Genomic DNA, 13,097 nt, shown 5'->3' with positions numbered 1-13,097 from the left:
GGAAAGGCACTTCTTACAGGTAGATTTTCAAAAGTAAGTACCGTACGTAGTCGATATCAACAGCTAAATTCAACTAAGGCAGGTAAATTCTTTTATTTACAGCGCATTAGTCGTTAAATTCAGCTGAAAACTTATTTTTTTTGATCCAGTTCGCGTAATTCTTCAGCCATTTTCCTGGAAGCTTCAATTATTTTATCCATCATGGGCGTGGTCACTTTTTGCATTGCCCCCAGACTTTGTTGAATGATGACCGGGATTTTGCCGACATAAGCCTTACCCGCCGGGGACCTGTAGAAAGCAGCAATGCCGTCAACCTCTTCCTGGCTCAGGGAATTCGCATAGATTTCAACAAAAATAGGTTCGAGTTTTTCCCAGGTCATTTCTGTCTTGTGAATATCTAAGACTTTATCCCTGAATTTATCCAGTACTTTTTGCTGGTCTGTACTGATCGTCTGGTCTTTCAGGGCTGCTTTCATCATGTTTTTCATGACGCCATCTATCTGGGCCTCTGTACTTTTCAGTATTTGTTGGCTATTCGTTAAAACCAGTAATTCTTTGACCGATGCTTCAGTGGCTTTTTCTGCATGTGCAGTACCGCAAGCGAGCAAGGTAATGAGCAGCAAATTTGACCATAGTTTCACGGTGTTTTCCCAGGAGGATTGAATGAGTTACGGATTCTACGACAGTTTTTTGCTTTTGTTTTTTTGCTTTTTTTGAGCTGTGGATACCTTTAACTTGAATAACTTTATATATAAATAGTAGTAGTTGTTAACGCAGGCATGTTGCTGTGGATAAGTCGGTAAACATCCACAGGATCAAGAGTTTAGGCGAATGATAAGGCGGTGATAAAAGTCTGTATATCCACAGGACAAAATCTGAACAGTAAACTTGCAGATGAGTAAATTTGGAGTTACGCACAATGAATACAGTGGATATCAGCTGACTTATCCACAAAGTTTTTTTGAAAAATGTTGTTTTTCGACGTGAATTTTCTAAAAAAGGCTGATTTATAGCTCTGCAGGGAAGTTTTTCTAGGAATGCCGGCGATCTTTGGCAGAGTCATGAGATAGATTTTTTGAAACAAGGCAGTTTTCAACACTTGAATTTGTCTGCAATAAAAAAATGAATGCTTTTTTTGGGGAATCCAGAATTTTTATAAAAGATGAAGAACGCTGCCAGCTTCTTTTTTTTGAAATATCAAATTTCTGCATCAATCATTTTTATTTGAATCAAAACCAGATCTTTCAGGAAAAACTTCCAGGGTTTTCCAAAAAGGGTTTAATTAGATAACTTAGTTTATATATACATAGTAATAGTAGTTAACGTCGCGATATTTTGTGGATAAGTCCTAATTTATCCACAGAAACAAGTACTTAGTTCATGTATAGATGTGCTGATAAGTCCTGTATGAAAAAAGGACGGTTTTGGGATAAAAAATCTTCTTCCACAGCTTTGTATGGTTTTGCACAGTTCATCCTGTGGATATGCATAGGCTTATCCACAGATAAATCAATGAAAATTTTGCTGTCAGGTTTTAAATACCATCAGCTTTTCTCAGTATTGCTGGAGCAAAAGTAGTGAGTAAACGACCAAAGAGCGCGGCACTTTGCACTGCAGTTGTGGATAAATGCCGGTTATGGATAGCGGTATATTCCAGCTGGGGAAGGCCGCCGCGGGCGCGTTTGAACTGGCTGGCACCTGAGCTGTAGTGCAGTTTCAGCTTTTTATCTTTGGCTGTTTTAAGTAATAAAGCCATCAGGCGTCTGTATAAACCCAGCTCTTTTGGCAGGTTGGTGTCATAACCTATCAAGGGTGTAGTCAGCCATCCGTGCTCTGGATGTGTATAAATACCTAGCACTCCAACCAGGCGGCCTTGCCAGCGCAGGGCGTGCATTTCCAGGAACTGGGTTTCCAGGCAAAGCTCGAAGAAAGCGGCACTGAAGTCGGGATTAAGATAAGAGTGCTTATCGATGAAGAGCTGGCGGTAGAGTTGCTGCAATACGGCAATATCCTGCGTTTGCAGATGTTCGTGTGTCAGCACTTCTACTTCAGTATTGCCCAGCAAGCGGGCATCCTGTTTGACATGATTGTGTTTCCAGACGCTGGCTTGTTGCGGATCGCACAAATAAATCATGCGACTTGGGAATAGCTGCCAGCCAGCGCTGAGCAGGCTTTCAGTCAGTTCGGGATTCACCTGTGGACAGATATTACGCATCATCAGCGGACGCTGTGGATAAGTGTCTAGTAACTTATCGGTAGTTTTGCTGATCTCTGTTGCTGACCAGTCAGAGTACAGATTGGTGGAGACGAGATGGTTGGCAATAATGGCTGCCTGGTCCAGTTTGCTGGCTTTGAACAGGGCAGAGAGCGGCCCGAAGATGGCGCAACTACCCAGTTTGATGGACTGCTCCCATCTTGGACCTACCTGGCGCAGTATTTCCTGGCGCGGATAACGCAACCAGGTAGAAAGCGGGCTGGCGACATAGCTTTCTTGCCAGCTGCTTTGATCCAGCAAAGTGACTGGCTGGCTTTGCCCGGCAATTTCTATGGCATTGACATCACAAGTAGCATTATTGAGCCAGTGCTGGCCACCACGTGAACGTGCAGTCAACAGCCACAGGGCATCTGCCACCACGCGTGGCGGTAATGAGGTATGCAATTTGGCGCTTAAATTTTGGTGTACAGGTGCATGCCGCCATAGATGGCGGAACGGTCAGTGGCGTACAGTGCACGGTTATGCACAACGTCGGTATGCCAGGCAGCCAGTACTTCTTGTGGCAACTTGGCTTCCAGTGGGGACTCGCTACCACCTGTACGGAATACCACTTTGGCACCCGGTGCCGCAGTGCGATTCACTTCTTGCCAGAGTGTTGTCAATTGTTGTTGATCCATCCAGTCCTGGGCATCAAGGAAGAGATAGGCGTCCATGGAAGCACGTGGCTGGCTCAGCAAAAAATCGGTCAGGGTTTGATGATGAGGATGCAGCCTGTCTATATTGCGGCGCAGGGTGTGGAAATGTTCTTGCTGTAAATACATGGGTAGGGCTGCCTGTTTTTTTGCGTCATAACGGCGGCCAAATGCCTGCTGGGCGAAACAGTTTTCTTCCAGTGGAAAGTCACAGGCCAGATGGCGCATTCTTTCTTTGAACAGCAGATGCAAGCCATCTTTGGCATCATGTTTTAATTCAGCAAACTGTGACGGCGGTATACCCAGGCTATACAGCGCCAATGGCTGGCTGGCGATGAGGCGGAATAAGCGGGTCTCAAATACCGGGGCGACATATTGCTCAAATAACTGCGCCTGCTCCTGCAGATTTTTAGCCTCCATGAGTTTGCTCATGTCGCCACCCATCAGACGTACAAAAAAATGGGCAAAGCCGATGAAATTACCCAGCAAGCCATGTTGATAAGCCTGATTCGTAAAATAATGGTAACGCGGTTTGCCAGACAAAGAGCGACTTTCCCAGAAATTGCTGGCATCGTCTGACAATTGCATGCGTATATGACGTTTATAGCGCTTCAGATTATCGGGCTTGTCGGCATTACCTAAAAAAGCCAGCACTGCATCATAGTCGGGCAAATGCCTGATGGCTGTTTGCTTGATATTGAGCATGGCCAGGTGAGCGGCATTCAAATCCACGGCATGGACTGCGGCTGGTTCGGCAGATAAGTAGGCCAGGGCGTTGCAGCCACCTGAAGAAATTGTCAGGATATTCGCGCCTGGTTTTAGTTGCAGGGCATCCAGATCAGCTTGTGGATCTTCCCAGATCTGGGCATACACGAGGCGGCTGAACCAGTGGGCAAACAATTTGTCTGCCAGGCCCTTGCGGCCAGATGTGGTGGAATTGAAAACGGCGCTGTCTATCAGGGCTTTGGTGGACATGCTGGTCTCCGCTTATGTTTTGGATAAGGAAGACTTTAGGATGCAGAGGTGACAGGCAAGTGACAGATTGATGAAGATTATGTGAAAAACGTATAAGAAAACCACAAAAAAAAGCATGAACCTGGAAGGATCATGCTTTTTCACAATATCAACAGATTTATCGATAAAGGATACGGTTCAACTACCTCGCTCTGTGGATAAACGGCGGCGTCTGGCTTTGATGAACATGAGTAACTGGTAAGCAAAATACAGAGATGCCAGTACCGGCATGGAGGCGACCAGTATCCACAGACCACCGGCCAGGGGTACCGGACCTGACCAGACCTGGATGGCGACTTCCGGTTTATGGCTTTTCTCTGGAGCAGTTTGCTTGGGCGTATCGATTTGTACACCAGAATTTTGCTTGGGCAAATCTTCTGGTGCGACCACGAATACCGCTTGCGTACTTGGCGCAGCTTTGGCCGGGGCAGATGTATTGCCAGTTGCGGCAGCAAAAACCGGGGAAGCTGGCAATGCAGTCAGCATTTGCAAAGCCAGGATCAGGAAATACATGAGTTTCATTGATGCAATCGGGTAGAAGATGCAATGTAGTTTTGACTACAAGTGCAATTAATTTTTCTCGGCGAACTTTTTAAGATTGCTTAAGCCCGCTTCAAAATCAGGACCCACCATTTTATCCATAAATGGCGCAAATAGCTTCATCATGAAATTGCCTTCGCTGCTACCTTCCATCTTCCAGGTGATTTTCGTGCCTTCTGCTTGTGCTTCCAGCAAGAAACTGCCGGTTGATGGTTTGCCCATACCTTCAAAATGCAGTTCATAGTCGATTTCGCGGAAGGGACTGGCGTGGATGAGTTTCATACCGCCGTTGCCTTGCGATTCACTTTTCCATTCCCAGGCGGCGTCTCTACCTGATTCAGGACCGGAAAATTCCATTTTCATATTTGGGTCGCGTTGGTTCCAGACTGACCAGTTTTTCCATTCCTTGGGTGTGGCGATCAAGGGAAAAATTTTGGCCGGTGTGGAACGTATCAAAATACTGCGGCTGACTTTGTATTCATTTGGCAGTGAATAAGCAATTGCCAGTATCAGGGCTATCGCAATAATCAGTATGCCGACAGACCATTTAATAATTTTCATTTTTATTCTCCTGTTGGTAATGTAAATGGTGGAACGAGTCGCCACTTAGTTGCGGGTATCTCATGCCTGGATTATCTTACTTTTCCTATGGCGATTTCCCAGTTTTGCATCAGGCTGGCGGCTTCATCGCGGCTCATGGCTGGTGTAAATTGCGTCTCCATTTGCCACTGGGTTGCGCATTCTTCCATGCTCTTATACACACCAGCTCCCAAACCTGCCAGATAAGCTGCACCCAGGGCCGTGGTTTCTGTGACTTTGGGACGTATCACGGGTATGCCCAGCAAATCAGCCTGGAATTGCAGCAGCATATTATTGGCTGCCGCACCACCATCGACACGCAGTTCCCTGATGGGGAAAACCGCATCCCTGACCATGGCCTGCAGCAAGGCGGTGCTTTGAAAGGCGATCGATTCCAGCGCAGCGCGGGCGATATGGGCCACGGTGCTGCCGCGGCTCAGGCCCAGGATGGCACCCTTGGCCGAAGGCACCCAGTAAGGGGCGCCGAGGCCAGTGAAAGAAGGGACGAAGACGACACCGCCAGAATCTGGCACAGTTGCTGCCAGTTGTTCTACGTCGGTGGAATGTTGTATGGCTTTCAAACCATCTCTTAGCCACTGCACTACCGCACCGCCGATGAAGACACTACCTTCCAGCGCATATTGGGCATGGCCATCAGTCTGGCAGGCCGCCGTGCTGATCAGACCATTTTGAGAGCTGGGACACTGGTCGCCAGTATGCATGAGCATGAAGCAGCCCGTGCCATAAGTATTTTTTGCCATACCCGGTGTAAAACAGGCCTGGCCAAACAAGGCTGCTTGCTGGTCACCGGCAATACCGGCAATGGGGATGGCCGCACCCAGCAGCTTGCTATGCCCGAACTGGTGGCTGGATGGCAAGACTTCAGGCAGCAAGGCTTTGGGGATATCAAACCAGCTCAGTAATTCTTCATCCCATTTATTATCGTGGATGTTGTACAGCATGGTGCGCGAGGCATTGCTGACATCAGTGACGTGCAAGCTGCCTTCACTGAGTTGCCAGGCCAGCCAGCTGTCGATGGTACCGAAAGCCAGTTCACCGGCATGGGCGCGGCGGCGCGCGTCGGGAATATTATCCAGCAACCACTTGAGTTTGGTAGCTGAAAAATAGGGGTCAAGTATCAGACCAGTCTTGGCCTGTATGCGTGCTGCATAGCCTTGCTGGCGCAATTCATCGCAATAAGCCTCGGTGCGGCGGTCTTGCCAGACGATGGCATGGTGGAGCGGCTGGCCAGTCTTCCTGTCCCACAATACCGTGGTTTCGCGCTGGTTGGTAATGCCCAGCGCGGCGATGTCATTTGCCTGTAAACCGGCTTTGGCCATGACTTGCTGGCAGGTGGCAAACTGGCTTTGCCAGATTTCCATGGCGTCGTGCTCTACCCAGCCTGGCTGCGGGAAAATCTGGCGAAACTCTTGCTGGGCGCTGGCGATTAATTCACCACGCTCATTGAAGATGATACTGCGCGAACTGGAAGTACCCTGGTCTAGTGCAAGCAGATATGTCATAAAAATTCCTGATGCATCTGAGCCTCATGGATGAAGATCAGAAAAATGCAGAATGAAAAATTTTCAGCCTGATGCTGACGTCTGGTTACAATTTTAGCCATTAGTGCAATGGCAAACAGGATTGAATTTGATATAGTAGATTATTGATTTAATATTAAGCAAGAAAGGCAAGTCTGTGGCGGGTTTACTCAATTTTTCTTTGTCTTTACTGGTGCTGGTCTTATTTGCTTTGGGCACCATGCGTAAAAGCCGCCGCTTGATTAATCTGTCTTTTTTTGCCATGGTCGCCGCCAGTCTGCTGGGTTGGTATCAATATATTTTCCCTGCTGGTCTTAGCCTGCTGTTTTATGCAGGCACCATGGCGACAGTGCTGGCGATTTCCATCTTCTTTTACGCCATCTATTCTTATGAATCCATCTGGACAGATGTCCAGGAAATCAAAGCCAGGCAGTTGAGCTGAAGGCTTTGGCCAGAGACATCTGAATTTATCTCACATCCAGTAATTCAATATCAAAAATCAGATAGGAATTCGGCGGTATCATGCCGTTGCCTGCTCCTGCTGCACCATAGCCCAGTTCTGGCGGAATGATCAGGGTGCGCTTGCCGCCTACCTTCATTCCTGCAACACCTTGTTCCCAACCCTTGATGACACGGCCTGAGCCTATGGAAAAGGAAAAAGCCTGCTGACCTACCGAGCTGTCAAACTTGGCACCGCGTTCGCGGTTGGCGAAAGGGTCGTGTAGCCAACCTGTGTAATGTACATAGACGGTATTACCTGCAAGCGCTTCTTTGCCTGTGCCAACTTTTTCATCGATTTTAGTCAGCCTGCTGATGACCACGCTGTCAGGCGCTTGCGCCTGGGCTGGTGAGATGGACAAAATGCCAGTGAACAGAGTGCTGGCGAGCAGGGCGCTAAGACATTTGTATTTCATTCGGTTTTCCTTATGTGACAATAAACGCAAAACAGCTGCGGCTGCATTGCAGCTTCCGCATTTATCTGCTGGAGCAATTTTGCGTAAATATTAATGATGATTTGTTGTATTGCCTACTATTTTTGCTTGGCCGCTGCCAGTTTTTTCTCAAAGGCGACATCCAGTTTGCTGGCTTTTTTTGGAGCCAGTTTTTGCAAGTTATTCACATAGGCGACAAATTCATCCATTTCCATGGCATCGCTGACGCTGGCTGGCAATTCATCTGGCTGTTCCAGATTGGCCAGGGTCAGTGAAAAACGCCCATCGGCCAGGCTTACCATGGAGTAAGGTGCATTGCTGCGCTCGCGCAGGCGGTTTACGGCATAGGCGGCCTTGGTTGATCTGGCCATTATCTGATCCCGTATTTGCGCATGATTTTTTCCATGGTACCGTCGTTATCCAGTTCTTTATTGATTTTGTTGTACAGCTCTATACGCTGCTTATCCATGCGGACATTGCATAACATATTCAATTCTATGCTTTTCCATTTGATGGCACGCGCAATGTCATTGCCAAATCCTTGTTGTTGGGCAATGAGCATGCCATGTGACTCTGAAACTATCCAGTAATTCAACCTGCCATTCACCAGCAGGCGCGGATTATCTTCGTCCTGGCTCGCAAATTCTATTTTGTAGCCTTGTTCGCTGAGTTGCAAACCTGTGGCTGCATTTTTGTAAGAGCCTATGGAATAAGGTTTGGCGTCTTCAAAACTTTTCAATACCCGCGTTTCGGTTTTGCGGGCATATAAGACCCAATTGTCGGTGACCAGTGGGCCTACCCATTTATACGAATTCTCACGCTCAGGTGTACGGCGAAAACCGAACAAACAGGTATTGTCGTCATTCAGCGTGGAATTAAGGCCACGGGCCAGAGACGTGCTGCTGATGCTGTAATTGTCACCTGCGCGCTTGAGGATTTCTTGTATCTTTTCGGTCAGCGCACCCTGGATTTCGCCGCTTTTGAGATCGGTATGGGTGAAAGGTGCATATTCCTGGATAAGCAGTTTGATCGTTTCTGCATGGCAAAATGCAGGAACGGTGGCCAGAGATACAAGCAAACTGGATAGCAAGAATTTCACGAACTTTGTTTCCGAAATAAATAAGTGCTGGAAATATACCGCTGAATTTCCAATAAAGGCAGATATTTTCTTGTTTTGAACTCAGGTGTGCGGCTGAGGAGACAGTGCGGGTTGCAATCTATACCCAGATTGTTTTCAACAAGGCAAAACTCGCTGCGATCATGGCTTCATGCTGGCGTTTTTCCTGGCAGATAAAACTTAGTTCTGTAGTAATACTGACGGCGTCAGCGATCACCAGCCCGTGTGCATGGGCCTCGCGTATGGCAATGGAATCGCGGATCAGGCTCAGACCTACGCCAGACTTCACCAGATCCAGCATGGTCGGCTCCTGGTCTACCAGGGCAACCTTGTTGGGCATAATTCCTAGCCCGGCGAAGATCTGGCTGAGCAGCCGGTGATGTGCTGATTCTGCCGGCGTCCACAACCATGGCAATTTGGCCAGGCTGGCCCAGCCTTGGCCTGCAACCCGGTTTTTCCAACCCTTGGGTGCCACGACGCGATAGGTAAATGGTGTCAGCACCTGGCTGTGGCAAGGCGTTTTACCATCGTCGGGCGGTTGCCCGAGATAAAAGCCCACATCCAGGGTACCGGCGCGAATTTGCTGCAAGACTGTACCAGACATGCCTTGCTGCAATTTTGTGGATAACTGTGGATAAGTCTCGACCAGACGCTTCAAAAATAGACCGAGACGGGTGAACTCAGGGTCAAGTATGGTGCCTATCGCCAGTTCACCAGAAATGGTGCTGTGCATACTATGGGCGGCCTGGCGAAATTCAGCCATGCTGGCAATGACTTTTTCTGCGTAAGGCAAGAGTTTGGCACCATCGTTGGAGAGGCGCATGCCACTGGCGCTACGTGTGAATAAACTTAATTGCAAGGCATCTTGCAAGGACTTGATTTGCAGGCTGACGGCGGGCTGGGTCACATGCAATTGTTCTGCTGCCCGTGTCAAATTGCCTTCTTTCGCCACGGCGACAAAGGCGCGTAGTTGTATCAAGTCCATTATTAGCCATCCTTATATTGCTATTGATAATAACTCATTGGATTAACCAGGACGAGTGAATTAATCTCTGTGTCACCGCAGAAAAAACTTCACATTATCTCTAAGGTTTACTTATGACATCCACAATCGCGCATTATATGAATGGCCAGGCCTATGCTTCTGCCAGTGGCCGCCAGCAAGATGTATTCAACCCTTCTACTGGCGAAGTGACAGGCAGTGTTGCCCTCGCCAGCATTGCGGAAGTACATGCCGTCATCGCCGCCGCCAAGGCTGCCGCGCCGGCCTGGGCAGAAACTGCGCCGCTGAAACGTGCCCGTGTGATGTTCAAGTTCAAGGAATTGCTGGACCAGCATCACAAGGAAATGGCAACCCTGATTACCCGTGAACATGGCAAGGTTTTGTCAGATGCCATGGGCGAAGTCACGCGCGGCATAGAAATCGTCGAATTTGCCTGCGGTATGCCACAACTGCTGAAGTCGCAATTCTCGGACAATATCGGCGGCGGCATAGACAATTACAATCTGCGCCAACCGCTGGGTGTGACTGCTGGCATCACGCCTTTCAACTTCCCCTTCATGGTGCCTATGTGGATGGCACCGCTGGCGATTGCGACTGGCAATACCTTCATCCTGAAGCCGTCTGAACGCGATCCTTCCTGCTCTTTGCTGATAGCTGACTTGCTTAAAAAAGCTGGTTTGCCGGATGGTGTTTTCAATGTCGTACAGGGCGATAAAGTGGCGGTCGATGCCTTGCTCCAGCACCCTGATGTGTCGGCGATTTCTTTCGTAGGTTCCACCCCTATCGCTGAATACATCTACAGCGAAGGCACCCGCATGGGCAAGCGCGTGCAGGCTCTGGGCGGTGCAAAAAACCACCTGGTCGTCATGCCCGACGCCAACCTCGAACAAGCTGTCGATGCCCTGATGGGTGCGGCTTACGGTTCTGCCGGTGAACGCTGCATGGCGATCTCGGTGGCTGTTGCCGTTGGTAATGTGGCCGACAAACTGGTAGCAGCCCTGGTACCCAGAGTGGAAGCTTTGAAGATCAAGAACGGCATGGAATCTGATGCCGAAATGGGCCCGGTCGTGACAGCCCAGCACAAGGCAAAAATCGAGTCTTATATTGCTGAAGGCATAACCGAAGGTGCGCAATTGCTGGTCGATGGCCGTGGCCTTAAAGTCCCTGGTCATGAGTCCGGTTTTTTCCTCGGCGGCTGCCTGTTTGACCATGTCAAAGAGGGCATGAAAATACATCGCGAAGAAATTTTTGGCCCGGTTCTGTGCATAGTCCGCGTCCCGGATTTTGCATCCGCTGTTGAGCTCATCAACCGCCATGAATTTGGTAATGGCGTGTCATTGTTTACCTCGGATGGCAACACAGCCCGCGAATTTTCCCGCCGCATCCAGGTCGGCATGGTGGGCATCAATGTACCTATCCCCGTCCCCATGGCCTGGCATTCTTTCGGCGGCTGGAAGCGCTCCTTGTTTGGCGATGTGCATGCCTATGGCGAAGAGGGTATACGCTTTTATACGCGCTATAAATCCATCATGCAGAGGTGGCCGGATAGCATAGATAAAGGGGCGGAGTTTACGATGCCGGTGGCGAAGTAACCACGAACTGCTTCCTTCAAGGAGACAGTAGGGATGAGGATGGGGTTCTGTCGATAAACGGCAATCAGATTGTCGTCGCTCCTGCGAAGGCAAGAGCCTAGTGGCGTTCGTTGCATGCTTGAGTCTTTGTTAAAGCGATTGCACTCCGTAGACACAAGCCGGGTCTCGGCCCGGCGACCGAAATACTTTCTTTGCTTCGCCAAAGAAAGTATTCAAAGAAAGGCGACCGCAGACTCGCCCTCCGGGTGCTTACGCTACGCTCCAGCATAATTTGTGCGTCCCAAAAAATGGGAAAGCTTCGAAACTCGCTGCGCTCAAACAACGAAGCTTTCTGATCCATTTTCCGTGAAGCACAAATTACATCGTCCCAAGCGGATTAAGGTCAAGAACAGATTCAAAAACAACGGCAACTGCAACGTCAATGCAACCGTTACGATAATGTCGTTGAGAGTGGTCAATCAACCGGGGTTTTGGGGTTGCTGCTGTTTTTGACTTTTGTAGTTCCCATGTGTAGACGCCGTTTGTGTAGTACAGAAAATGGATTAAGAAATGCACGTGTTTGAGCGCAGCGAGTTTCGGGCATTTCCCATTTTTTGTACTGCATAAACGGGAACCCCGCAGGGGCGGCTACGCCTGGGTCGCCTTCTTTGGCTTACTTTTCTTGGCGAGACAAGAAAAGTGAGTAGCTGTCGGGCTACCCCCGACCTGCAATCGCAATACAGTGACAGAAGTGAGTAAATGAGTTAGCGTACAAACACGACAATTGATGAAAGCCTGATTTACCTGTTTCCAACAACTCACTTAAATAAACCCGGAGCCCTAAATGCCCAGCCTGCCAACCCTCTGCCCCCACCCCATCATCCAAGCCCCCATGGCTGGTGGCGCCACCACCCCGGAACTGGTGGCCGCAGTGTCAAATGCAGGCGGCCTGGGCTCCCTGGCCGCTCCCTTGCTGACTCCGCTAGCCATCATAGAGCAGGCTGAACACATCAGAAGACTGACGGACAAACCCTTCGCGATTAACCTGTTCGTACAAACCCGTCCACAAGTCGATTTTGCGGCTCTTGAAGCTGCCAAGCTCTTGCTGCAACCAGTTTGTGAAGAACTGGGCTGGGACAACTTGCCGACGCCAACCCGCTGGTGTGAAGATTTTGAAGCCCAGCTCGATGCCCTGATCACGGCACGCCCTGCAGTCGCCAGCTTTACCTTTGATGTGCTGCACGGTAGCCAGTTGCAGCGCCTGCATGATGCGGGAATAAAAGTGGTTGGCACTGCCACCAATCTTCAGGAAGCCATCGTCTGGCAAGCCATGGGGGCGGATGCGGTTTGCCTGCAAGGGGTGGAGGCGGGTGGTCACCGCGGGACGTTCATCGGCGCACAAAAAGATTCCACTCTGGGCCTGTCTGCCTTGCTGGAAGCCTGCAAGCCACATATGCAGGTACCGGTTATCGCTGCTGGCGGCATCATGGATGGCAGGCAGATCAAACAAGTACTGCAGGCGGGCGCGCAGATGGTGCAGATGGGCACGGCATTCCTGGCGACGAAGGAATCAGCCATTCACCCTGCCTATAAACAACGTCTGCTGGAAAGCAGCAGCGATACGACACGCCAGACCCGCGCTTTTTCTGGCCGTATTGCACGCGGTCTCAACAATCATTTCATGCAAACCATGGATGCAGTGGCTGACAAAGTACCTGCCTATCCGATACAGAACGCACTGACGGGTTCCATACGCGCAGCGGCTGCCAAGGCAGCGAATACTGAACTGATGTCCATGTGGGCCGGGCAGGGCATGGCAGCGACCAGGGATATGAGCGTGGCAGAGCTGATGGCTGCACTGATCGCGGAAATGCAAGATTAATCAGGAACAAG

At 49.6% G+C, this 13,097-nt stretch carries 13 protein-coding genes; 3 read left to right on the top strand and 10 right to left on the bottom strand.

What is annotated here, in order from left to right:
• Window positions 1-131 precede the first annotated feature (131 nt).
• The 6 genes from AC3WQT_RS23400 to glpK all read right to left on the bottom strand — a co-directional run bounded on the left by AC3WQT_RS23400 (window position 132) and on the right by glpK (window position 6,563).
• Window positions 132-641, bottom strand: coding sequence for a DUF2059 domain-containing protein (locus AC3WQT_RS23400; RefSeq protein WP_492707579.1), 510 nt, complete (start codon window positions 639-641; stop codon window positions 132-134).
• Window positions 642-1,534: 893 nt separating this feature from the next.
• Entirely contained in the window at window positions 1,535-2,659 is a 1,125-nt protein-coding gene (locus AC3WQT_RS23395; RefSeq protein WP_492707578.1) for a hypothetical protein, read from the bottom strand.
• An 8-nt stretch (window positions 2,660-2,667) separates the two neighbouring features.
• Window positions 2,668-3,882: a BtaA family protein gene (locus AC3WQT_RS23390; protein ID WP_492707576.1), complete on the bottom strand. Its 1,215-nt coding sequence runs from the start codon at window positions 3,880-3,882 to the stop codon at window positions 2,668-2,670.
• Between the two features lie 177 nt (window positions 3,883-4,059).
• Window positions 4,060-4,434: a hypothetical protein gene (locus tag AC3WQT_RS23385; protein WP_492707573.1), complete on the bottom strand. Its 375-nt coding sequence runs from the start codon at window positions 4,432-4,434 to the stop codon at window positions 4,060-4,062.
• A 57-nt stretch (window positions 4,435-4,491) separates the two neighbouring features.
• Complete coding sequence (locus AC3WQT_RS23380) at window positions 4,492-5,022, bottom strand: SRPBCC family protein (protein ID WP_492707572.1); 531 nt, start codon at window positions 5,020-5,022, stop codon at window positions 4,492-4,494.
• A gap of 71 nt (window positions 5,023-5,093) precedes the next feature.
• Window positions 5,094-6,563, bottom strand: coding sequence for a glycerol kinase GlpK (glpK, locus tag AC3WQT_RS23375; protein ID WP_492707570.1), 1,470 nt, complete (start codon window positions 6,561-6,563; stop codon window positions 5,094-5,096).
• 175 nt (window positions 6,564-6,738) lie between these two features.
• Between glpK and AC3WQT_RS23370 the strand changes: the two genes are divergently transcribed.
• Window positions 6,739-7,023, top strand: coding sequence for a hypothetical protein (locus AC3WQT_RS23370; RefSeq protein ID WP_492707569.1), 285 nt, complete (start codon window positions 6,739-6,741; stop codon window positions 7,021-7,023).
• A 25-nt stretch (window positions 7,024-7,048) separates the two neighbouring features.
• Here the strand turns inward: AC3WQT_RS23370 and AC3WQT_RS23365 are convergent, their stop codons facing one another.
• From AC3WQT_RS23365 to AC3WQT_RS23350, 4 genes are all read right to left on the bottom strand, one after another.
• Window positions 7,049-7,495, bottom strand: a complete 447-nt coding sequence (locus AC3WQT_RS23365) for an FKBP-type peptidyl-prolyl cis-trans isomerase (protein WP_492707567.1) — start codon at window positions 7,493-7,495, stop codon at window positions 7,049-7,051.
• Window positions 7,496-7,611: 116 nt separating this feature from the next.
• Window positions 7,612-7,884, bottom strand: a complete 273-nt coding sequence (locus tag AC3WQT_RS23360; protein ID WP_492707565.1) for a hypothetical protein — start codon at window positions 7,882-7,884, stop codon at window positions 7,612-7,614.
• Complete coding sequence (locus AC3WQT_RS23355; RefSeq protein ID WP_492707563.1) at window positions 7,884-8,612, bottom strand: substrate-binding periplasmic protein; 729 nt, start codon at window positions 8,610-8,612, stop codon at window positions 7,884-7,886. The genes AC3WQT_RS23360 and AC3WQT_RS23355 overlap by 1 nt, the downstream gene beginning before the upstream one ends.
• Before the next feature lie 118 nt (window positions 8,613-8,730).
• Complete coding sequence (locus AC3WQT_RS23350) at window positions 8,731-9,615, bottom strand: LysR family transcriptional regulator (RefSeq protein WP_492707562.1); 885 nt, start codon at window positions 9,613-9,615, stop codon at window positions 8,731-8,733.
• A 113-nt stretch (window positions 9,616-9,728) separates the two neighbouring features.
• Here AC3WQT_RS23350 and AC3WQT_RS23345 point away from each other — a divergent pair, with 113 nt between their 5' ends.
• Together AC3WQT_RS23345 and AC3WQT_RS23340 are read left to right on the top strand one after the other, a co-directional pair.
• Window positions 9,729-11,225, top strand: a complete 1,497-nt coding sequence (locus AC3WQT_RS23345; RefSeq protein ID WP_492707560.1) for a CoA-acylating methylmalonate-semialdehyde dehydrogenase — start codon at window positions 9,729-9,731, stop codon at window positions 11,223-11,225.
• An 823-nt stretch (window positions 11,226-12,048) separates the two neighbouring features.
• Window positions 12,049-13,086, top strand: a complete 1,038-nt coding sequence (locus tag AC3WQT_RS23340) for an NAD(P)H-dependent flavin oxidoreductase (RefSeq protein ID WP_492707558.1) — start codon at window positions 12,049-12,051, stop codon at window positions 13,084-13,086.
• Window positions 13,087-13,097: the final 11 nt, after the last annotated feature.

This window comes from Undibacterium sp. FW305-107, assembly GCF_058788535.1.
The sequence above is the reverse complement of the archived record's forward strand: the minus strand, read 5'-3'. Positions and strand labels throughout refer to the sequence as shown.

Bases quoted from the DNA above. Each gene is read 5' to 3' on its own strand.
- AC3WQT_RS23390 (WP_492707576.1), bottom strand. From the start codon at position 3,882: ATGTCCACCAAAGCCCTGATAGACAGCGCCGTTTTCAATTCCACCACA.
- AC3WQT_RS23385 (WP_492707573.1), bottom strand. From the start codon at position 4,434: ATGTATTTCCTGATCCTGGCTTTGCAAATGCTGACTGCATTGCCAGCT.
- AC3WQT_RS23380 (WP_492707572.1), bottom strand. From the start codon at position 5,022: ATGAAAATTATTAAATGGTCTGTCGGCATACTGATTATTGCGATAGCC.
- glpK (WP_492707570.1), bottom strand. From the start codon at position 6,563: ATGACATATCTGCTTGCACTAGACCAGGGTACTTCCAGTTCGCGCAGT.
- AC3WQT_RS23365 (WP_492707567.1), bottom strand. From the start codon at position 7,495: ATGAAATACAAATGTCTTAGCGCCCTGCTCGCCAGCACTCTGTTCACT.
- AC3WQT_RS23360 (WP_492707565.1), bottom strand. From the start codon at position 7,884: ATGGCCAGATCAACCAAGGCCGCCTATGCCGTAAACCGCCTGCGCGAG.
- AC3WQT_RS23350 (WP_492707562.1), bottom strand. From the start codon at position 9,615: ATGGACTTGATACAACTACGCGCCTTTGTCGCCGTGGCGAAAGAAGGC.
- AC3WQT_RS23345 (WP_492707560.1), top strand. From the start codon at position 9,729: ATGACATCCACAATCGCGCATTATATGAATGGCCAGGCCTATGCTTCT.
- AC3WQT_RS23340 (WP_492707558.1), top strand. From the start codon at position 12,049: ATGCCCAGCCTGCCAACCCTCTGCCCCCACCCCATCATCCAAGCCCCC.